Consider the following 20975-nt stretch of genomic DNA (forward strand, 5'->3'; position numbering starts at 1 on the left):
GATACCGGCAGAGTACAGGGTCTTCTTCAGGTACTCGCGGAGCTTGTAGTCCTCAACCAGCAGGTCGCCGACCTTCTCGTTGCGGGCATACCAGCGGGAGTCCCAATCCTTAATGACGCCCACGCGCAGGCCGTGGGGATTCACTTTCTGTCCCATATTCTTCCTCCTCCCTTAGCGCTCAGCCACGCAGATGGTGATGTGAGAAGTGCGCTTGTTGATCCGATAGGCGCGGCCCTGAGCCCGGGGACGCATCCGCTTGATGATGGGGCCGGGGCAGGCGAACACCTGGGAAACATACAGCTTCTCGGGGTCCATCTGATGGTTGTTCTCCGCGTTGGCAGCGGCGCTCTTGAGGAGCTTGAGCAGCAGCTCGGAGGCAGCCTTGGGGGTGGCCATCAGGATGGCGTTGGCCTGGGCTACGCTCTTGCCGCGGATCAGGTCGCAGACGATCTGGACCTTACGGGGAGAGATACGGGTATATCTCAGATGTGCTTTAGCTTCCATATTCTCTCTCCTCCTTACTTACCAGACTTGGCGCCGGCGTGGCCGCGGAAGGTACGGGTGGGGGCGAACTCGCCCAGCTTGTGGCCAACCATATCCTCGGTCACATAGACGGGAACGTGCTTGCGGCCGTCATGCACGGCAAAGGTGTGTCCGACGAAGGAGGGGAAGATGGTGGAGGCGCGGCTCCAGGTCTTCAGAACCTTCTTCTCGCCGGTCTGATTCATTTCGTCGACCCGCTTCAGCAGCTCGGGAGCGCAAAAGGGGCCCTTCTTGATACTTCTGCTCATCTTTTACTGCCTCCCTTACTTCGCGTTGCGGTGCTTGACGATGAACTTCTCGGTGCGGTTCTTCAGCTTGCGGGTCTTGTAACCCATAGCAGGCTTGCCCCAGGGGGTAACAGGGCCGGGACGACCGACAGGGCTCTTGCCCTCGCCGCCGCCGTGGGGGTGGTCATTGGGGTTCATGACGGAACCACGCACGGTGGGACGCCAACCCATGTGACGCTTACGGCCGGCCTTACCGATCTGGATGTTGGCCCAGTCGGTGTTGCCGACCTGGCCGATGGTGGCCTTGCAGTTCTCGCGGATATAACGCACCTCGCCGGAGGGCAGACGGACCTGAGCCATGCCGTTCTCCTTGGCCATCAGCTGAGCGGCCTCACCGGCAGCGCGGACCAGCTGGGCGCCCTTGCCGGGGTAGAGCTCGATGCAGTGGATCATTTCGCCCACGGGGATGTTGGCGATGGGCAGGCAGTTGCCGGGCAGGATGTCGGCGTCGGGACCGGTCATAATGATGTGGCCGGACTTCAGGCCCACAGGAGCCAGGATATAGCGCTTCTCGCCGTCCTCATACTGGATAAGGGCGATGTTGGCGGAACGGTTGGGATCGTACTGCAGGTTGATGACAGTAGCGGTGCCTTCCTTGTCGCGCTTGAAGTCGATGATGCGGTACTTCTTCTTGTTACCGCCGCCGCGATGGCGGACGGTGATGCGGCCGTAGCTGTTGCGACCGGCATTCTTCTTCAGGTTCTCCAGCAGGCTGCGCTCGGGCTTGGCCTTCTTATCGATGCCCTCGAAGGCGCTCACGGTCATGTGGCGGCGGGAGGGCGTAGTGGGCTTATAAGTTTTGATAGCCATTGTTCCTTATCCTCCTTACACCATGCCCTCGAAGAACTCGATGGTCTTGGAGTCCTCGGTCAGGGTAACCATAGCCTTCTTCCAGTTGGCGCGGCGGCCAGCGGGGAAGCGGCCGGTGCGCTTGGCCTTGCCCTGCATATTCAGGGTGTTGACCTTGGCGACCTTCACGCCGAAGATCTCCTCGACGGCCTTGGCGATCTCGATCTTGTTCGCGCTCTTGGCCACCTCGAAGGTGTACTTCTTGGCCTCGGTCTCGGCCATGGACTGCTCGGTGATGATGGGGCGCTTGATGATATCATAAGCGGTGGTAGCCATTACGCAAACACCTCCTCGATGACGGCCAGAGCGGCCTTATCTACGATAAACTTGCCAGCGTTCACGATGTCGTACACGCTGAGGATCTTGGCAGTGGTGGTCACCACGCCGGGGATGTTGCGGGCGGACTTGATGACGGTCTCGTTGACCTCGGGGGTCACGATGACGGCCTTCTTGGCGCCCACAGTGCTCAGGAAGCCCTGCATGGTCTTGGTCTTGATGGCGTCCATGTTCAGGCCGTCCACCACCACGATGTCGCCGGAGGCGGCCTTGGCGGACAGAGCGGACTTGAGAGCCAGACGCTTGACCTTCTTGTTCAGCACGTAGCTGTAGTCGCGGGGCTTGGGAGCAAAAACGATACCGCCGTGAGTCCACTGGGGAGCGCGGGTGGAACCCTGACGGGCGCGGCCGGTGCCCTTCTGGCGCCAGGGCTTGATGCCGCCGCCGGAAACCTCGGCGCGGGTCAGAGCGGACTGGGTGCCCTGACGGCAGTTGGCCAGGTGGTTCTTAACCACCTCGTGGACAACGGTCTGATTGGGCTCGATCCCGAACACAGCTTCGGAGAGCTCCACTTCGCCGACCTGGTTGCCGGCCATGTTCACAAGAATTGCCTTAGGCATTTGAGTTCTCTCCTTTCTTACTTGTTACGGGCGGAAGCCTTCTGGGGATTGACGCGGGCGGAAGCCTTCTGCGGGTTGACGCTGGCGTTGGCAGCGGCGCCCTTCTCCTTGACGTTGATCACGGAGTTGCGCAGGTACACGATGCCGCCCTTGGGGCCGGGGATGGCGCCGCGGACAGCGATGATGCCCAGCTCGGAGTCAACCTTGATGACGTCCAGGTTCAGAACAGTGACCTGCTCGTTACCCATCTGGCCGGCGCCGATCTTACCCTTGAAGATACGGGAGGGATCGGTGCTGGAGCCCATGGAGCCGGCGTGACGGTGCACAGGGCCGGTACCGTGGGATTCCTTCAGGCGGTGAGCGCCGTGACGTTTGATAACGCCCTGATAGCCGTGGCCCTTGCTGATGCCGGTCACGTCCACGCGGTCGCCCTCGGCGAACACGTCAACCTTGACCTCGTCGCCCACGTTGAGGGCGTCGCAGTTGTCCAGCTTGAACTCCTTCAGGGTGCTCTTGCGAGCGTCGCCAGCCTTCTTCAGGTGACCCAGCTCAGGCTTGGTGAGCTTCTTCTCAGCTACGTCGCCGTAGCCCAGCTGAACGGCGTTGTAGCCGTCCTTCTCCTCGGTCTTCTTCTGCACCACGGTGCAGGGGCCCGCCTCGATGACGGTGACCGGGATGACCTTGCCGGCTTCGTCGAAGATCTGCGTCATGCCGACCTTCTTGCCGATAATGGCCTTTTCCATGTGTTTTCCTCCTTAATAAGGTTATTGGTTGGGCGAGTTACCCATTGGACTGGTATTGCTCGGCCAACTTGACCCGTCCGCCTCAAAACGCGGCGGACTGCGGTACAAACAAAGGAATGGATCGCTGTCTCTTACAGCTTGATCTCGATCTCCACACCGGCGGGGAGCTCCAGGCTCATCAGGGCCTCGACGGTCTTGGGAGAGGGCTTGAGGATGTCGATCAGGCGCTTGTGAGTGCGGCGCTCGAACTGCTCGCGGGAGTCCTTGTACTTATGGACGGCGCGCAGGATGGTGACGACTTCCTTCTTGGTGGGCAGGGGGATGGGGCCGGACACGGAAGCGCCGGTGCGCTTGGCGGTCTCAACGATCTTCTCAGCGCTCTGGTCGATGAGCTGATGATCGTAGGCCTTCAGACGGATGCGGATCATTTCTTTCTGAGCTGCCATGGTGTTTGTTCCTCCTTAAACATACGAAGTGGTGCGCTTTTGCCGGGTCCACGGGGCCAAAGCGCGGTGTCTTTCCTCGCTTCGTACGGTGAGAGATTTCAGTACACGTTTCCGTGCGTATCACTCCGTGACATGAAGAAAACCGGCACAAGCAGGCCGGTTTTACCCATACATGGCGATATACGCCGTGTACAGATCCCTCAGCCGCCCGATTCTAGCTCGGACATACTCCGCGGAAGTTACCTCATTTCTGAGCAATCTCCCGCATCATCGCAGACTGCGCCCCAAACAGGCGCTTGATTATGATACTCTAAAACCCATTCCCTGTCAAGAGCTTTCCCGGTTTTTTTTGAAAAATTTTTGTCTCTGCCGGAGCAGGCGGGAAAAGGGCCGCCTGTCCCAGCAGCAAAAGCACAGGAATCAGGGAATAGTGGTACCGCCCGGCCACCTCCACCAGCATCTGGGCGCAGGTCAGCCCCAGCACATACAGGGGCAGCAAAACCACAGCGGAGCGCTCCCGGTTTCGCCACAGCCGGACCAGGGCACCTCCCGCCAGTACCATGGCTGCATAATAGAATCCGTTGCAGGCCAGGGCAAACAGCTTGGTATGCCGCACCACGCTGCCCACATAGCCCACGCAGGCGTGGTCAGAGCCCAGAAAAGCCCTCAGTTTATCCCGCAGCAGAGGCAGCAAGGCCACCTTCCCGGAGGTGATGCGGTCTTTGGCAGCCTCCAAAGCTCCCTCCTGAGCCTGCTGGGCGGTGGCCCCCGGCGCATCGCCGAGAGAAAAGAGCAGCTGGCTGTCCTCCTGGTTCCATGCCCCGCCGGAGTCTTGGTTAAATCCCACCAGAACACTGTAGCCCGGCGTGGTGGAGGGCTTCTCCCCAATGCGGCGGGTCAAATGGGCCTGCCATAGCGGGCCGGTGACGGCATAGACCGCCAGCAGGGCGGCCAGCAGCCCCAACCAGTACCGCCGGGATTCTCCCAGCAGCCATTCCTCCGGCTTCAGCACCAGGCGCCAGATCAGCAGAGCAATGATCACCACCGCCGCAATGGGACGCACCCCGTTGAACCACCGCAGCACCAGCCCTGCTGCCACCCCCCGCAGGATGAGCCGTCTCCCCTCCGCCGTCAGCAGCACCAAGGCTCCCAGCATCAGAGTGGTATAGAGGGGCTCGGACAGAACCAGACTATTATAAATGGTCTGGGAGGGACAGGCAATCCACAGCAGATAGGCGGAGATCCCGGCCAGCAGTCCCCACCACCGCCGCCCCAACAGGAAAAGAAAACTGCCGGAGACAGCGGTGAGGACCACATTAAGCATCTGGGCCAGCAGTTCCCCCGGCCCCAGCAGGCGGATAAACCAACTGAGAAAGGAGGAGTAGCCGAAGATATGAGGGAAGAGGGCCATATAGCGCCCGCCCTCCAGTACCGGCTGCCGGGCCAGGGCATTGGCATAGCCCCAGAAGGTGGCGTAATCCCCGGAGGGAGTTACCCGTACCAGGAACACCCAGGCTCCCTTGACCGCCAGACAGAGTAGGGTAAGCCCCAGCCAGATCCTGACCGCCCCCATTCTCTCCAACCAACGGCACAGCGGCGGCAACCCTTTCCAGCCCGCTGTCAGGACGGGAACTGCCAGCGCCAGGGCCTTCCAGGTCTCCCCATTCTGCCCCACCCCCAGCACCAGCCCGCCGGCCAGCAGGGCCAGCGCCAGCCCCAGCATAATCCGGGTCAAAAGACCGGCCCCCGCCGTCAAACGCCGTTCCATCGTCTTCTCCCCCCTCCTGACCTTACATTTTTTAGTTTTGTCCTATGATAGGACAACTCAGGACGATTTTCAGTATAACGTTGGGGTTGTCCTATGTCAAGACAAAAGGAGGTGTATTCTCATGGCCAGGATCATTGACGGGACTGCCAAAAACCTGGTGGGCGAGCAGGTGCGGGCCCTGCGCATCAAGCGGGGCATGAGCCAGCAGGCCCTGTCCGATAAGCTGGAAACCATGGCGATCTATGTCTGCCGGGGCTCGGTCTCCCGGATTGAGGACCGGCAGCGCACCGTGACCGACATTGAGCTGTACGGGCTGTCTCAGGTGCTGGGGGTACCCATCGCCCAACTCTTTGGTCCCGACGAGCAATAAAAAAGGAGACCCCGATGTCCCAATGGACATCGGGGTCTCCTTTCTTACTTGATATTATAGCACTTCGGCGATCCGCTTCTTCATCTCGGCGGGGTCGATTTCGGTCTGGGTAAAGTGTTCCAGGGCCAATACCGCCTGGTTGACCAGAAGGCCCAGTCCATTGATGGGCCTGTGGCCCCGCTTTTTGGCCTGGCGGAGCAATTCGGTTTCAGCGGGAATGTAGATCAGATCCACCACCGGCACTCCGGGCTTCAAATGATCCAGGAAGGAGAAGTCGGCAAACTGTCCGGCGGTGTCCGCCATTCCCAGGGAGGTGCAATTCACCAGCAGGTCGCACTCCTCCGCCGCCCGGGCCAGTTCATCCTGGGAAAAGCCCGCCGGATGAAGATGCTCCAGGTCGTGGTCACAGATGGCCTGAGCCTTGTCGAGGGTACGGTTGCACACGATGACCCCCGCTCCAGCCTGGGCCAACTTGAGACATACCGCCTTGGCGGCGCCTCCCGCTCCCAATACCGTCACCTTTTTACCCGCCGGATCGATGCCCTCGTCGGCCAGTGCCCGGAGGAAGCCCTCGCCATCGGTGTTGTAGCCGTAGGTTTTGCCCTCCCGGATGCAGACGGTATTCACCGCTCCGATGAGTCTGGCATCCTCGTCCAGCTCATCCAGCAGGGGCACCAGCTCCTCCTTATGGGGCATGGTAGCGTTGAATCCTGCGTATCCGGCAAATTTGGCACACTCCAGCCATTCCCTGCACTGTCCCCGGGGCACCGGCTGACACAGATACACATAGTCCAGGCCCAGCGCCTTGAGCATGGTATTCTGGATCAGAGGGGACTTGGAGTGGGCCACCGGGTCCCCAATAACGCACAGCTTGCGGGTAGTGTTTTTCAGTTCCACGTTCATATCCATCTCTCCCCGTTCGCCCTCCGGCCGGTGGTCGGGGAGGGCGGCGTTGATTGCCAGGGCCACCAGCAATCCCACAATGGTCTCGATCATGCGGGCGGCGGCGTAGTAATACCGGGTCACGCCGGTGACGCCGGTGATGAGAATGACGCAGGGCAGGATGCAGGCCATGCCGCAGGCGGTGGGCCGCTTGATGAGCAGGCACAGCCACACCCCCGCCACGCACACCGCCCCCAGGATGAGGGTCTTGAGCCAGAAATGCTCCAGGGCCGGTCCCAGCAGCAGGGTAGCGGTACCCAGGGCGCCGCCCACAATGACGCCGATGAGGCGGGAAATACCCTGGCGGAAGGTCTGACCCAGGGTGCTCTGGGTGCAGATGATGCAGGCAATACAGGCATACAGAGGCCCCATCTGCCCCAAAATACCTCCCAGCTCCTCCCGATAGGTGAGGCCAAAGGGAAGGAACAGCGCATAGGACACCATCACCGCCACAGCGGTCTTGATGACCCGCATTCCGATGCGGGGCAAGGGAACGGAAGGATGTTTCATAATCTCTCCTTGCTCATTTATGGAAGCTCTCTTCGGTTACATCTCTCCGGCGAGAAAGTAACCCATTGCTGCCTCGTAGCCATACAGCCCCAGGCCGCAGATCTGACCCACACAGGCGGGGGCGGTGACGCTCTTGTGCCGGAACTCCTCCCGCTGGTGGACGTTGGAGATATGGACCTCGATGCAGGGCACATCCACCGCCTTCAGGGCGTCCAGAATGGCGTAGGAGTAGTGGGTAAAGGCCCCCGGGTTCATGACGATGGCGTCATACACTCCGTCGGCGGCGTGGATGGCGTCGATGATGGCCCCCTCGTGGTTGGACTGGAAGCAGCTGGCGGTGGAACCGTGGGCTGCGGCAAAGTCCTCCAGCCGCTTGCACAGACTGTCATAGGTATTCTCCCCATAAATGCCCGGCTCCCGCTTGCCCAGCAGGTTCAGGTTGGGTCCGTTGATGATGAGGAATTTCATTTCAGCACCTCCAAAATCCGCTGGACGGTCTCCGCCGGGGTAGCCTGTACATCCACCACACGGTCGGCCCACTCCAGATAGATGGGCTCCCGCCCGGCGTACCGTTCCAGAAAAGCCGTTCTCCCCTGCTGGCCCAGAGGGCGGCCGCCCATAGACACATTGTCGTAGATCTCCCCCGGGTCCCGCCGGAGGAAAACCACAGTACCACTATATTTTAGAGAAGCGATGGAATCCGCCCGGGTGGGCAGGCCGCCGCCGCAGGCAATGACCTGACTCTTCCGCTGGGCCAGTTCCTCCGCCGCGCCCAACTCCCAGTCCCGGAAGAAGGCCTCTCCCTCCCTGGCAAAGATGTCGGGGATGGACCGGCCCAAGGCCTCCTCTATATATTGGTCGGTATCCACAAAGGTGAAGCCCAGCTCTTTGGCCAGCAGCTTCCCTACCGTGGACTTGCCGCAGCCCATCATGCCGATGAGCACCACGTTGTCCCTCATGCCTGCTCCTCCCAGGCTTTATAGTTGCCCAGAATGCGCACCTCGGTGGCCAGCTGGCTCAGCTCGTGGAGTACCCCGTCCATGCCGGGGGCGGTGAGGTCGCCGGTGAAGTCCAGGAAGAAGAGGTACTCAAAACCCCGTCCGGGGATGGGCCGGGACTCGATCTTCAGCAGGTTGAGCCCCTGGACGGCAAAGATGGTGAGGATCTCGTGGAGAGAGCCGCTCTGGTGAGGCAGGCGGAACACGGCGCTGATCTTATTGCGCTCCGGCCGCAGCTCGGGCACCGGGGACACCACCGCAAACCGGGTATGGTTCATGGTATTGTGGTTGACCCGTTCAGCCAGGATGTTGAGGCCGTACAACTGGGCAGCCCGCTTGGAGCAGATAGCGGCAGCGGTGTGGTCTCCCCTCTCCGCCACCAGCTTGGCAGAACCGGCGGTGTCCAGGGTGGGCACCCGCTTCCAGTCCCGGTGGGCGTCCAGATACTTCTCGCTCTGCATCAGCCCCTGCTCATGGGAATAGACGGTTGTAATCTGGGACAGTTCCACGCCCGGCAGTGCTGCCAGGCAGTGCTCCACCGGCACCTGCCACTCCCCCACGATGTAATAGCGATACTGGGCCATCAGGTCGTATACCTGCCGGATAGACCCGGTGGAGGAGTTCTCCACCGGCAGCATGGCGTAGTCCACCTCACCCTTCTCCAGGGCAGCGAATACATCGTTGAACCAAGGCTTGCCCACACTGTTCACGTCCCCGCCGAAGAAGCCCACGGTGGCTTCCTCGCTGTAGCAGCCCGGCTCTCCCTGGTAGGCCACCCGGGGATTGGCCACCGGCTGACGCACTCCGGCCAGGTCGGCCAGATAGGCGGCATAGCCTAGGTCCTCCGCCCCCTCCTTCACCAGATGGCGCTGCTGGCGGCGGGAGATGGCCATGATGCTCTCATAGAGCGCCGCCAGATCCGCCTTCCGGGCGGGGTCGTCGGTCAGGGCCGTCTTGGCGGCAATGACCTGCTTCTCCCGGTTGGCGTCCAGCACAGGGATGCCCTCCCGCTGCTTGTATTCTCCCACCTTGCCGGTGACCGCCATCCGCTCCAGAAAGAGTTTGACCAGTTCCCCGTCAATGCGGTCGATCTCCTGCCGATATTGCTCCAGTTCCGTCATATCCATCGCTCCTTATCAGATGCCCAATACAGCGCAGGCCGCCAGGGCAGCCGCCGCCTCGATCACCGGCACCGCCCGGGGGACGATGCAGGGATCATGGCGGCCGTGGATCTCAATTTCCGTCTCCTCCCCGGTCCGCAGGTCCACACTCTCCTGAGGCAGAGAGATGGAGGGAGTGGGTCGGATGGTGACCTCAAAGGTCACCGGCATCCCGTTGGTGATGCCGCCGTTGATGCCCCCGGCGTGGTTGGTCTTGGTGACCACCTTGCCGTCCTCCACGGCAAAGGGGTCGTTGGCCTCGCTGCCCCGCATGAGGGAGAAGGCCACGCCGGCCCCGAACTCAATGCCCTTCACCGCGGGTACGGCAAAGAGATACTGGGAGAAAATTCCCTCCACGTTGCAGCCGAAGTCGGGGGCGCCCAGTCCGGCGGGCAGGCCGGTAACGGCGCACTCGATGGCGCCGCCCACGCTGTCCTGCTCCTCCTTGGCCTCCAGAATGGCCTGGCGCATCTCCTCGCCCTTGCTGTCATTCAGTACCGGGAAGGATTTGGCCGCCACAGCTTTCAGTTCCTCCGGGTCCTCCAGGGCGGCGTCACAGATGCCGTAAATGGAGCTGATATGGGCCCCCACCTGAACGCCCCGGCCCGCCAGCACCTGCTTAGCTACCGCGCCGGCGGCCACCAGCGGGGCGGTGAGGCGGCCGGAAAAGTGGCCGCCTCCCCGATAGTCCAGACAGCCTCTGCTCTTGATGAATCCGGCGTAATCCCCGTGGCTGGGCCGGGGGGTGTACCGGATGGATTCATAGTCCTTGGAGTGCTGGTCGGAGTTGTGGATCATCATGGCCAGGGGGGCGCCGGTGGTCTTGCCCTCAAACACCCCGGAGAGCACCTCCACCAGGTCGCTCTCCTTCCGGGCGGTGGCGGTGGGGTCCTGGCCCGGCTTGCGCCGGTCCAGCTCCTTCTGCACCTGTTCCAGATCCAGCGCCAGCCCGGCGGGCACCCCCTCCAGCACCACGCCGATGGCGGGGCCGTGGGATTCACCGAAAATCATGTGTCGCATACTTATCTATCCTCCATCCCCATGTAGGGGCGACCCTTGCGGTCGCCCGCGGGTGGCCATAAAGGCCGCCCCTACGTCCGGCTGATCCGTCCGCCCAGAGCCTCATAGTCCTCCCAGAACCGGGGATAAGACTTCTTGACGCACTCCGCACCAGTGATGGTCACCGGCGCCTCACACCGGATGGCGGCAATGGCCGCCATCATGGCAATACGGTGGTCGTTGTGGCCGGAGACGGTAACACCCCCCGCCAGCTTCTCCTTCCCATGGATCACCAGGTAGTCCTCATATTCCTCTACCTGGGCCCCCAGGGCGTTGAGCACTTCGGTCACGGTAGCCAGCCGGTCGCTCTCCTTGATCCGCAGCCGCCCGGCGTTGACAATGCGGGTGGTCTCCCCCGCTCGCAGGGCGGCCATGGCGGCCAGAGGGGGCACCAGATCGGGGCACTGGCTTACATCCAGGTCCAGGCTGCCGGTCCCCTGCAGCTGGTCATAAAATCCGGCAATGGCCCGGTCCCCCTGAACGGAGGCCTGATCCAGCCCGCCGATCTCCACCGGGCAGCCCAGGCATTTGGCTCCGTACCAGAAGGCGGCGTTGGACCAGTCGGCCTCAATGGCCAGATTCTGATGCTGGTAATACTGATTTCCCGGCACACGGAAGGTGCGCTTGCCGTCGTATTCCGCCTTTACTCCAAACCGTTCCAGGGCGTCCAGGGTCATGTCCACATAGCCCCGGCTCTCCAGGTCGGTGGTGAGCCTGATCTCGCTGTCCCCCTCCAGCAGGGGCAGGGCATACAGCAGGCCGGTGATGAACTGGGAGGACACGTTGCCCGGCAGGGTGTAAATGCCGGGGGTCAGCTTGCCCCGTACCGTCAGCATCCCGTCCTTCTGTTCGTAGAAGATGCCCTTCTCCCGGAAGAGGGCGAAGTAGGGGTCCTGGGGCCGCTCCATCAGCCGCCCGTGGCCGGTGAACTTGCCGCCCCCCTTGAGGGCCAGAGCCACCGGAATGAGAAAGCGGAGGGTGGAGCCGCTCTCCCCGCAGTCCATCACCTCGGGGGCGGGCTCCTCGTGGCCGTCCACCAGGTCGGCACCCCGGATGATGGTGCCGTCGGCGGAAGCGTCGGCATCCAGGGTGCGCATACACCGCAGGGTGGCCTGGATGTCCTCCGACAAATCCACGTTGGACAGCTTGCAGAAGCCGTCGGACAGAGCGGCGGCGATGATGAGCCGGTGGGCCTGGCTCTTGGAGGGGGGCGGAGTTACCGCCCCCGCCAGCGAGGTTGGCGTAATGGTCACATTCATTTCAGTTCCTCCAGCAGTGCGGCTTTGGGCATTTTATGGGGGATGGCATGGCCCATCTCTTCCAGCAGGATCACGCTGATGTCCGCCCCCGCCCCCTTCTTGTCCAGACCAATGGCGGCGGCATACTCCTCCGCCGTACAAGAGATCTCCACCGGCAGATCCAGAGCGGTGAGAACGGCGGCAATCCTGTCCGCCGTCCCCGCCGGAGTAATCCCCAGCCGCTCCCCCAGTCCGGCGGCCCTCACCATACCGGCGGCCACCGCCTGGCCGTGGGTCCACTTCTCATAGTGGCCCGCCTTCTCGTAGGCGTGGCCCAGGGTGTGGCCGAAGTTGAGCAGCATCCGTTTTCCCGTGTCCCGCTCGTCCTCTTCCACAACAATTCGTTTTAAATTGCAGCAGGTATACAGAACGTGTTCGATTTCCGTCATAATTCCCTTCCGGCTGGGCCGGTGGGCCAGGAAATCAAAGAAGGTCCCGTCCAGGATACAGCCGTACTTGATGACCTCTGCCATACCGTCGGCAAAGGTAGCGTCGGGCAGGGTATCCAGGGTATCCGGGTCCATCAGCACCAGCTTGGGCTGCCAGAAGGCACCGGCCAGATTCTTGCCCGCCTCCAGGTCGATGGCCACCTTGCCTCCCACAGAGGAGTCCACCTGTGAAAGCAGGGTGGTGGGGATCTGGACGAAGTCCACCCCACGCAGGATAGTAGCTGCGGCAAAGCCCGCCAGGTCCCCCACCACGCCGCCGCCCAGAGCCACCACGGCATCGGTACGGGTGAGCCCGGCGGCCATCATGGCCTCCCACAGGCCGGCCAGCTGACCGGCACACTTGGAGGCCTCTCCGGCGGGCACAACATGGATCGTCACAGAAAACCCGGCGGCGGTGAGGCTTGCTTCCAGCCGGGGGGCATAGAGGGGGGCCACGTTGGAGTCGGTGACCACAAAGAGCCTGCCCGCCCGGGGCAGGGCCTTCCGGCAGTATGCTCCCGCCTGGTCCAGCAGGCCCCGCTGGATCAGGATATCATATTCCCGCCCCGGCAGGGCGACGGTGAGGGTCTTCATGGGCACTTCGTCCTTTCCATAATACCGTAGGAGCAATCTTTCTGGCCACCCCTGCGTCATTTCTTTTTATTTTACCAACTTTTTCTCCACCAGGTCAACCAGCATACCCACCTTGTGCATGAGGGCGTCGAACTTCTGGGGGGTAAGGGACTGCTGGCCGTCGCACTTGGCGTGGGCGGGATCGTTGTGGACCTCGATGATGAGACCGTCGGCGCCCGCCGCCACGGCGGCCAGGGCCAGAGGCTCCACCATCCAGTACATACCGGCAGCGTGGGAGGGGTCCACGATGACGGGCAGATGGCTCATCTGCTTGACGGCGGGGATGGCGGACACGTCCAGGGTGTTGCGGGTGTAGGTCTCAAAGGTACGCACGCCCCGCTCGCACAGGATCACGTTCTCATTGCCCTCGGCCATAATATACTCGGCGGACATGATCCATTCCTCGTAGGTGTTGGACAGGCCCCGTTTGAGCAGGATGGGCTTGCTCATCTTGCCCACTTCCTTAAGCAGCTCAAAGTTCTGCATATTGCGGGCGCCCACCTGGACCACGTCCACCTCCCGCTCAAAGAGGTCGGCCATCCGGGGGTCCATGATCTCGGTGACGATGGGCAGACCGGTCTTGGCCCGGGCCTCCACCAGCAGATCCAGGCCGGGAGCGCCCATGCCCTGGAAGGAGTAGGGGGAGGTGCGGGGCTTGAAGGCGCCGCCCCGCAGCATGGCCGCGCCGGAGCGCTTCACGTCCTCGGCCACGGCGCAGATCTGCTCCTCACTCTCCACCGAGCAGGGGCCGGCAATGACGGAGAAGTTGCCGCCGCCGATCTTGGCATTGCCCACGGTGACCACGGTGTCCTCGGGGTGGAACTTGCGGTTGGCCTTCTTGTAGGGCTCCTGCACCCGCATGACCCGCTCCACGTTGGGGTTGATGGAGATCTTGTCCATATCCACGGCGGTGGTATCGCCCACCAGGCCCAGGATGGTGCAGCCCACGCCGTTGGTAATGCCCACTTCCAGGCCCAGCTGCTTCAGTTTATCTGCCAGATGTTGAATATCCTCCTGCCGGGTACCGGGCTTCATGACGACTACCATATGACACGCTTCCTTTCCAGTGACAAAATAGGCGCTCATTGATGAAATCAATGAGCGCCCTGTCTGTGTTACAAGGTAATATCAGGCCCCATAGGGCCCACCCATTTACTCCATCCTGCTATTTTCCCATGCCAAAAAAGCCGGTGCCCATAAATCGAGCCCAGCCAAAGGAAAACAGGAAGGATGCAGTTGTGAGGGAACGTCTGGTCATGCCTGTACGCCTCACTTTTCTAGGTTGGAGTCATTATACCCTCTTTTTCCCGTGATTGCAACGGGAATTGTGTACAAATACCGCCGGTGTTTTCTCCACTCTCACTGTGTTTTCCCCCTGTCCGGTCACATGGGCGCGCTTTGCAGCTCGCCGTGGGGCATATGCCGCAGCAGCTGCCGCAGGCAGAGGGCGAAGAGCACCGAGCTGATGGACCAGGTGAGGGGATAGGCCCAGTAGACCACCCGGATGTCGGGGATGACCCGCACGGTAAGGGTGATGTAGGTGATGCGCAGGGCGCACCACACCGTCAGCATAATGGCCATGGGTACGATGGGCCGCCCCATGCCCCGCAGGATGCCGGCGCAGCAGTGGGAGAAGGACAGCAGGCAGTAGAACAGGGACACCGTACGGGCATAGGCCACACCAAAGGCCACCACCTCCGGCTCGCTGTTGAAGGCGGCCACCAGCAGCGGGGAGGCCAGGAAGATGATCCCGCCGATGGCCTCTGCCAAAATGGGGCTGCACACCAGGCCGAACTTCATACCCGCCCGCACCCGGTCGAAGCGGTGGGCCCCCAGGTTCTGACTGACGAAGGTGGACAGGGCCAGCGCAAAACAGGTTACCGGCAGGAAGGCAAAGCCTTCGATACGGCTGTAGGCGCCGCAGCCCGCCATGGCGGCGGAGTCAAAGGCGTTGATGTTGGCCTGGACGATGACGTTGGCCAGGGAGACCACCGAGCTCTGTACTCCGGAGGGGATACCCAGGGTGATGATCTGCTTGAAGGTGGGTCCCTCGAAGCGCACCCGCCGCCAGTTCACCCGGTAGCCCGCCTTGGTGAGGGTCAGCTTGCGGAAGGCCAGGAAGGCGGACAGGCACTGGCTGAGGATGGTGGCCAGGGCAGCGCTGCCCACCCCCAGTTTCAGTACCGCCACAAAGAGCAGATCCAGCACCACATTGGTAAGGGAGGCGGCAATGAGGTACTTCATGGGGCTGCGGCTGTCACCCACCGACTGGAGGATACTGGCCCCCATGTTGTAGAGCACCACAGCGGAGGAGCCGAAGAAGTAAATACGGAAGTAAAGAATGGAGTTGTCAATGACGTCGGCAGGGGTGCCGATCCACTGGAGGATCTGTGGGGTTAAAATGGCCCCCACTACTGTCAGGATCACACCTGCTGTCAGGCCCAGGGCCACGGTGGTGTGGACCGCCCGCTCCATATGGTCGTCGTCCTCCGCCCCGTAGTACCGTGCGATGAGCACGCCCGCACCCAGGGATACACCGTTGATAAAGCCCACCATGAGCAAAATCATGCTGCTGGAGGAGCTGACCGCCGCCAGAGCAGACCGGCCAATGAAGTTGCCCACAATAAGGGAATCCACTGCATTATATAATTGCTGAAACAGGTTACTGAAAAAGATGGGCAGGGCAAAGGCCAGCATCTTTTTGGGGACGCTGCCTTCGGTCAGGCGATTTTGTTCGTTTCGGTCCATCGGGTCCATCTCCGCTCTCTCTTGATCTGTCTTTTTATTATTAGCCTGTTAAAGCAAAAAGTCAAGCTGTGCCACCCAGTCACCCTTTTCCGGCAGCGGAATAGGATGGAGCAGTCACTGGGAACGGAGGGCTTACCATGAGACATGAACTGAACCTGTGGGTGGCGGGGGGCGATTTGCGGCAGGCCAAACTGGCGGAGCTGCTGGCCGCCGACGGCCACACAGTACATACCTGGGCCCTGGAGGGCCACGGCCCTCTGACGGGGGTACAGATGGAGACCGACCCGGCGGGGGTGGAACTGGCCGACTGTCTCATCCTGCCTCTGCCGGCAGAAGAGGAGGGCGGCCTGCTCCACGCCCCTCTGTCCGACCAGCCCCATAAGCTGGAGGAGCTGCTCTCCCCTCTGCGGCCCGGCCAACTGGTGTGCGCCGGGATGGTGGGTCCCAATCTCACCGCCCTGGTCGCCCAAAAAGGACTGGTCCTCCAGGATTACTTTGCCCGGGAGGAACTGGCGGTGGCCAACGCGGTGCCCACCGCAGAGGGTGCCATCCAGATCGCACTGGAGGAGCTGCCCATCACCCTCCACGGCGCCCGGGTGCTGGTCATCGGCTTCGGCCGGGTGGGCAAGGCCCTGTCCCAGCGTCTGGCCGGCCTGGGGGCCAAGGTGAGCGTGGCTGCCCGCAAGTGGGCCGACCTGGCCTGGGCGGAGAGCTGCGGCTACTGCGGGGAGCAGACGGAGCACCTGGCGGGGTGGCTGTGCGGCTACGACCTGGTGGTCAACACCGTCCCTGCCCCGGTGCTGGGCCTCACCGAACTTGCCGATCTGAAGCCGGACTGTCTGGTCATTGATCTGGCCTCCAAGCCGGGCGGCGTGGACTTTGATGCGGCGGCCCGTCTTGGGGTCAAAGTCATCTGGGCCCTCTCCCTGCCGGGCAAGGTAGCGCCGGTAACGGCAGGCCAGTGTATTCAGACCACCATCTACAACATATTGCGGGAATTGGGAGTGTGAGCATGGAACAAGCGAAGGTTGGATTCGCCTTTTGCGGGTCTTTTTGTACATTCAGTATGGCTATGACCGCCCTGGAGCAGGTGAAGGCCCGGTTTGGGGACGTGACCCCCATCGTGTCGGAGGCCGCCGCCGCCAACGACACCCGGTTCGGCCCGGCCCATGAGTTTATGCGGGAGATGGAGCGCATCTGTGACAAGCGGGTCATCGACTCTCTGGTGAAGGCAGAGCCCATCGGGCCCAAAAAGCTGCTGGATGTGCTGGTTATCTGCCCCTGCACCGGCAACACCCTGGCAAAGCTGGCAAACGGCGTCACCGATTCCACTGTTACCCTGGCGGCCAAGGCCCATCTGCGCAACGGCCGCCCCCTGGTGATCTGTCCTGCCACCAACGACGCCCTGGCCGCCTCGGCCAAGAACATCGGGGCGCTGCTGGACAAAAAACACGTCTATTTCGTCCCCTTCCGGCAGGACGATCCCCAGGGCAAGCCCACCTCGGTGGTGGCCGACTTCTCTCTGGTGCCCGACACCATTGCCGCCGCTCTGGAGGGACGCCAGCTCCAGCCCCTGCTGCTGGGCAGCCCCGCCTGAGATCGCGTCAGGCATAAAAAAAGGACTGCTGTGATACAGCAGTCCTTTTTCCTGTTTCATTCACTCCAAAGGGATGAGGCCCCGGTTGATCTCGAAGGTGAGAATGCGCTGCACGCTCTCATCCAGCCGCTCCTCTGAGATGGAGCCGTCCTCCACCGCCGCCTCCAGGGCCGCAATGGTACTGTCCAGATCGCCGGGACACAGCAGGATATCCACCCCAGCCTGAATGGCCATCACCGCCGCCTGACCGCCGGTATAATACTTGGTAAGGGCAGACATCTCCATGGCGTCGGTCATGACCACCCCGTTAAAGCCCATCTCCTCCCGGAGCAGACCGGTGACGATCTCATAGGACAGAGGGGCGGGCTGATCGTCCAGATCGGGGACGATGAGATGGCCCATCATCACCGCGTCCGCCCCCGCCTCGATGCCCGCCTGGAAGGGGATCAGCTCCCCCTGCCGCAGCTGGTCCAGGGTGCGATACAGATAGGTGGCCCCGTCGTGGGAGTCGGTGGAGGTACCGCCGTGGCCGGGGAAGTGCTTGAGCACCGCCCCCACGCCGCCGTCGTGGAAGCCCTCCACCGCCGCCGCCACCAGCTCCGCCGCGGTATTGAAGTCGGTAGAATAGGCCCGGTCGCCGATGACGGTGTTCTCCGGATTGGTCCACACGTCGGCCACCGGGGCCAGGTCGGTGTTGAAGCCGCAGCTGGCCAGATCGGAGCCGATGGTGTAGGCATTGTCGTAGGCGGTCTCGGGGCCCTGGTCCTCATAGTCCAGCATGGGGCCCACCCAGGTGGTACCCACGGTGCTCATGAGGCGGGTGACCCGTCCCCCCTCCTCGTCGCAGGTAAAGATGAGGGGGATCTTGGAATAGCTCTGGCTGTTGTCCAGCATCTGCTTGAGCTGGCTCTGGCTGAGCATATTGGGCTTGCGGTACAGAATACCGCAGATAGGGTAGCGCTCCAGCCCCGCTTTGGTGGCCGCACCCGCCTGGGTGGCAGTGCTTACGCCGGTAAGATCCTCGGGAGATACGATGATAAGCTGGCAGATCTTTTCATACTGGCTCATCTCAGCCGTCATCTCCGCCGCCAGAGCCGCCGTCCGCTCCTCCACCGTTGGGGTGGGGGTAGGGGTGGGTTCCGGCGTGGGCGTTGGAGTGGGCGCCGGTGTGGGGGACGGGGTGGGCTGAGCGGAAGTCACCGGGTCAGTACTCTCAGCCGCCGGAGCCGGACCGCCGGAACCCAGCAGCCACCAGGCAATCCCGCCTGCTGCTGCCACAACAACCAGGAGCACAATCACCAGAGCAATCCGCCCTCCTGAGGATTTGGCACATCGTTTTCCTTTCATGGCAGCCGATACTCCTATTCTTCAAATTCGCACACAAAGCCCATGCCGTCGGCCATGGTGGGCACAGCGGAGACCGGATCGTTGCGCTGGTCGTTCCAGCACCAGCCGCCCACCGCCTTGATGTTCCACAGCATGATGTACCACTCCTCGGTGCCGTCCTGATCCTGACGGGAGGGCTCGTTGGCAGACCAGGCCTGGAAGTTGAATGCCTCACCGGTAACCCAGTGGCCAAACACGTTGCCGGCGTCGTCATAGGAGGTGTAGCCGCCCAGCCAGATATACTTCACGTCCTGGGCCTCCGCCATGGCAGTGATCTGGTCCATCTCCTCTTGAGAGGTAATGGTGGCCAGATGGCCGCCCATCTCCTGGCAGCGGCGGGAGGCCTCCTCCCAGGTCAGGCTCTCTTTGAACAGCTCGTAGCGGTGTCCGCCGCCCACGCCGCCGTCGTCCCGGATGCTGCGTACCGGGGTAACGGTCAGTTCGCTCTCTCCCCGGTAGCCCTGGCCGGACACTTTGACCTGCAGGTCACGGGTGGCGTAGCTGTCGGCGGCGCTGTCGCTCTCGTACTCCACGATATAGTAGTCCATCTGCTCGTCATAGATCTGCTGGAAGATGGCCTCCAGGTCGTAGAGATCGTCAATGTACCAGTAGCGGCCGCCGGTACTCTCGGCAATATGGCGCAGGGTGCTGGTCTCCACCGAGTTGCCTACGCCGATGATGTACACCGGGGTCTGCTGGGTGTTGGCGTAGCGGATGAGCTCCTCAGGGGTGTGGCGGCTGCGGTTGTCCATGCCGTCGGTAAAGGCGATGACGCAGCGGGCGCCGCCCTGAAGGGTGGCGTTGGTCACACCGTCGTACACCGCGTCATAGAAGGCGGTGAGGCCGTCGGTGGACATATTGTTGATGCCGTTGACCAAGAGGCCCACGTCGTCGGTGTAGTAGCACATCTGCTGCACGATGGAGTCAAAGGCCAGCACCTCCGCCCGGTCGCCCAGGGCGAAGTCCAGTTCCTGCACAAACTCGGTCATAACGGTCTTGATCTTGCCCATGTCGTACTCGGTGATACTGTCGCTCTTGTCAGCCACCAGATCGATCTTCAGGCCGTCGTTGCCCTCCAGAGGAAGCACCGACTTGACCTCACGAGCCAGATACTCGCCGCCTTCCACCCGCTCCATGATGCGGAAGGCGTTGGAATCCAAGCCCTCCACCGTCTCGCCGCTGTAGTCGTCCACCACCTGGAAATAGGCCCGGACCACAGGATATTCGCTGACGTCAGTGGACACCAGACGCAGCCGGGCGGGCACGAAGTAGGGGGTATAGTAGTCTCCTTCCCGCTCCATGGAGATGCCGTCCACCGAGAAGGTGAGTACAGGCTGGCGGTGCTCCTCGCTGTACTCGGCGTCAAAGGTCAGGTAGGTGATCTCAACCTGGCCATCCTCCTGGGTCACCTCCTGCACCTCACAGTCCTGGCCATCCTCCCGGATACCCACCTCGGACAGTTCCAGAGGGAAGGGCTGATCGCAGTCCAGCTTCAGGGTGACCACCGGGAAGTTGTCGGTGTCCACATCGTCCACTTCAGGGGAGAGAATGCACATGGCATACAGCTTCTGGTAGAGGGCATACTGCTCGTCCCCCTCCTGGAGAGGGCCCTCCTCCAGCAGCCGGGCCGCCGCTGTCCGGTTGTCCTGGGCCAGATAGGCCTCCGCCAGAGCCAGCCGGTCGGCGTTCTCCAGGCCCCGCAGATTCCGGGCCTGCTCATAGTAGTCCACCGCCTGGGCGTAGCTGCCCCGGTTCAGGGCGTCCCGTCCCTGCTCCACCGCCTGTTGATAGGCCTGATTGGTGCTGATATTCCGGTACAGCAAAAAGCCGCCTATGCCCACCGCCAGGGCCGCCACAACGACGACGGGCAGCAGCCACTTCTTTTTGCCGCCCTTGGGGGCGGAGGGCTGACCATTCCCAGGTCCGTCGGGTCCGGGCGCGTAAACAGGCCCCGGCTGGGGCGGTTGGATAGGAGGCACACCCCATCCGGGCGGGGTTCCCGGCTCCTGTATGGGGGGCTCCTGCGCCGGAGCAGGACCCGGCTCTTGCGCCGTAGGCTGCTGGACAGGCTGTTCCTCCACAGGAGCGGGCTCCGGCTCATGAACCGGCTGCTCCGCTGCCGGCGCAATCTCCTCCTGAGGCGGCGAGGTCTGGTCCTGGCCCACAGACTTCAAGGCCTCCTCCAGAGGCGCACCGCAGTGCCCGCAGAATTTTTCTGTTCCGGTCAGCTGGGCGCCGCATCGATAACAAAACATACCCATCTTCCTCTCTCGTCCGCGCCCCCATTTCGGGGGAATTCGACGGATGTCATTTC

At 62.3% G+C, this 20975-nt stretch carries 22 protein-coding genes and 1 pseudogene; 3 read left to right on the top strand and 20 right to left on the bottom strand.

Annotated features, from left to right (window positions below; translation table 11 throughout):
* The 9 genes and pseudogenes from IHN22_RS12780 to IHN22_RS05255 form a co-directional block, all read right to left on the bottom strand.
* Positions 1-156: pseudogene (locus tag IHN22_RS12780) on the bottom strand (30S ribosomal protein S3); the annotation flags it as partial.
* Positions 157-171: 15 nt separating this feature from the next.
* Entirely contained in the window at positions 172-504 is a 333-nt protein-coding gene (gene rplV / locus IHN22_RS05220; protein ID WP_087187786.1) for a 50S ribosomal protein L22, read from the bottom strand.
* Positions 505-518: 14 nt separating this feature from the next.
* Complete coding sequence (gene rpsS, locus IHN22_RS05225; RefSeq protein WP_087187785.1) at positions 519-791, bottom strand: 30S ribosomal protein S19; 273 nt, start codon at positions 789-791, stop codon at positions 519-521.
* A gap of 15 nt (positions 792-806) precedes the next feature.
* Positions 807-1640 carry a 50S ribosomal protein L2 gene (rplB, locus tag IHN22_RS05230; protein WP_087187784.1) on the bottom strand — a complete coding sequence of 278 codons (834 nt, stop codon included), beginning with the start codon at positions 1638-1640 and terminating at the stop codon, positions 807-809.
* 15 nt (positions 1641-1655) lie between these two features.
* The gene (gene rplW, locus IHN22_RS05235) at positions 1656-1955 is read right to left on the bottom strand and encodes a 50S ribosomal protein L23 (protein WP_087187783.1); all 300 of its coding nucleotides are present in this window, start codon (positions 1953-1955) and stop codon (positions 1656-1658) included.
* Complete coding sequence (gene rplD, locus IHN22_RS05240) at positions 1955-2575, bottom strand: 50S ribosomal protein L4 (protein ID WP_191433935.1); 621 nt, start codon at positions 2573-2575, stop codon at positions 1955-1957. The genes rplW and rplD overlap by 1 nt, the downstream gene beginning before the upstream one ends.
* Positions 2576-2592: 17 nt before the next feature.
* Complete coding sequence (gene rplC / locus IHN22_RS05245) at positions 2593-3318, bottom strand: 50S ribosomal protein L3 (protein ID WP_087187781.1); 726 nt, start codon at positions 3316-3318, stop codon at positions 2593-2595.
* A 131-nt stretch (positions 3319-3449) separates the two neighbouring features.
* Entirely contained in the window at positions 3450-3764 is a 315-nt protein-coding gene (gene rpsJ / locus IHN22_RS05250; protein WP_006573401.1) for a 30S ribosomal protein S10, read from the bottom strand.
* A 310-nt stretch (positions 3765-4074) separates the two neighbouring features.
* Positions 4075-5532, bottom strand: a complete 1458-nt coding sequence (locus IHN22_RS05255; RefSeq protein WP_191433937.1) for a hypothetical protein — start codon at positions 5530-5532, stop codon at positions 4075-4077.
* A 121-nt stretch (positions 5533-5653) separates the two neighbouring features.
* Between IHN22_RS05255 and IHN22_RS05260 the strand changes: the two genes are divergently transcribed.
* Positions 5654-5902 (top strand): helix-turn-helix domain-containing protein, encoded by a 249-nt coding sequence (locus tag IHN22_RS05260; RefSeq protein WP_191433939.1) that lies wholly within the window; start codon positions 5654-5656, stop codon positions 5900-5902.
* A 54-nt stretch (positions 5903-5956) separates the two neighbouring features.
* Here the strand turns inward: IHN22_RS05260 and aroE are convergent, their stop codons facing one another.
* The 9 genes from aroE to IHN22_RS05305 form a co-directional block, all read right to left on the bottom strand.
* The gene (aroE, locus tag IHN22_RS05265) at positions 5957-7354 is read right to left on the bottom strand and encodes a shikimate dehydrogenase (RefSeq protein ID WP_191433941.1); all 1398 of its coding nucleotides are present in this window, start codon (positions 7352-7354) and stop codon (positions 5957-5959) included.
* A 36-nt stretch (positions 7355-7390) separates the two neighbouring features.
* Positions 7391-7822, bottom strand: a complete 432-nt coding sequence (aroQ, locus tag IHN22_RS05270) for a type II 3-dehydroquinate dehydratase (protein ID WP_191433943.1) — start codon at positions 7820-7822, stop codon at positions 7391-7393.
* Positions 7819-8313, bottom strand: a complete 495-nt coding sequence (locus tag IHN22_RS05275) for a shikimate kinase (protein WP_191433945.1) — start codon at positions 8311-8313, stop codon at positions 7819-7821. The genes aroQ and IHN22_RS05275 overlap by 4 nt, the downstream gene beginning before the upstream one ends.
* Complete coding sequence (locus IHN22_RS05280) at positions 8310-9473, bottom strand: bifunctional chorismate mutase/prephenate dehydratase (RefSeq protein ID WP_191433946.1); 1164 nt, start codon at positions 9471-9473, stop codon at positions 8310-8312. Before IHN22_RS05280 ends, IHN22_RS05275 begins: the two co-directional genes overlap by 4 nt.
* 15 nt (positions 9474-9488) lie before the next feature.
* Positions 9489-10523, bottom strand: a complete 1035-nt coding sequence (gene aroC, locus IHN22_RS05285; protein WP_365813832.1) for a chorismate synthase — start codon at positions 10521-10523, stop codon at positions 9489-9491.
* An 80-nt stretch (positions 10524-10603) separates the two neighbouring features.
* Positions 10604-11830, bottom strand: a complete 1227-nt coding sequence (aroA, locus tag IHN22_RS05290; RefSeq protein WP_191433950.1) for a 3-phosphoshikimate 1-carboxyvinyltransferase — start codon at positions 11828-11830, stop codon at positions 10604-10606.
* Positions 11827-12891, bottom strand: a complete 1065-nt coding sequence (gene aroB / locus IHN22_RS05295; protein ID WP_191433951.1) for a 3-dehydroquinate synthase — start codon at positions 12889-12891, stop codon at positions 11827-11829. Before aroB ends, aroA begins: the two co-directional genes overlap by 4 nt.
* Before the next feature lie 66 nt (positions 12892-12957).
* A complete protein-coding gene (aroF, locus tag IHN22_RS05300) occupies positions 12958-13977 on the bottom strand; it encodes a 3-deoxy-7-phosphoheptulonate synthase (RefSeq protein ID WP_087187771.1) in 1020 nt (339 codons plus the stop codon).
* A 336-nt stretch (positions 13978-14313) separates the two neighbouring features.
* A complete protein-coding gene (locus tag IHN22_RS05305) occupies positions 14314-15678 on the bottom strand; it encodes an MATE family efflux transporter (protein WP_191433953.1) in 1365 nt (454 codons plus the stop codon).
* A gap of 137 nt (positions 15679-15815) precedes the next feature.
* On the opposite strand from IHN22_RS05305, the gene dpsA reads away from it, so the two are divergent.
* On the top strand, positions 15816-16688 hold the full coding sequence (gene dpsA / locus IHN22_RS05310) for a dipicolinate synthase subunit DpsA (RefSeq protein WP_191433955.1): 873 nt from the start codon (positions 15816-15818) through the stop codon (positions 16686-16688).
* Between the two features lie 2 nt (positions 16689-16690).
* Entirely contained in the window at positions 16691-17275 is a 585-nt protein-coding gene (locus IHN22_RS05315; protein WP_087269207.1) for a dipicolinate synthase subunit B, read from the top strand.
* Between the two features lie 60 nt (positions 17276-17335).
* Here the strand turns inward: IHN22_RS05315 and IHN22_RS05320 are convergent, their stop codons facing one another.
* Positions 17336-18622 (bottom strand): glycoside hydrolase family 3 protein, encoded by a 1287-nt coding sequence (locus IHN22_RS05320; RefSeq protein ID WP_191433957.1) that lies wholly within the window; start codon positions 18620-18622, stop codon positions 17336-17338.
* A 14-nt stretch (positions 18623-18636) separates the two neighbouring features.
* Positions 18637-20916 (bottom strand): VWA domain-containing protein, encoded by a 2280-nt coding sequence (locus IHN22_RS05325; protein WP_191433958.1) that lies wholly within the window; start codon positions 20914-20916, stop codon positions 18637-18639.
* Positions 20917-20975 lie beyond the last annotated feature (59 nt).

This window comes from Flavonifractor sp. An112, from assembly GCF_904377885.1.
GTDB classification, from domain to species: Bacteria; Bacillota; Clostridia; order Oscillospirales; family Oscillospiraceae; genus Flavonifractor; species Flavonifractor avicola.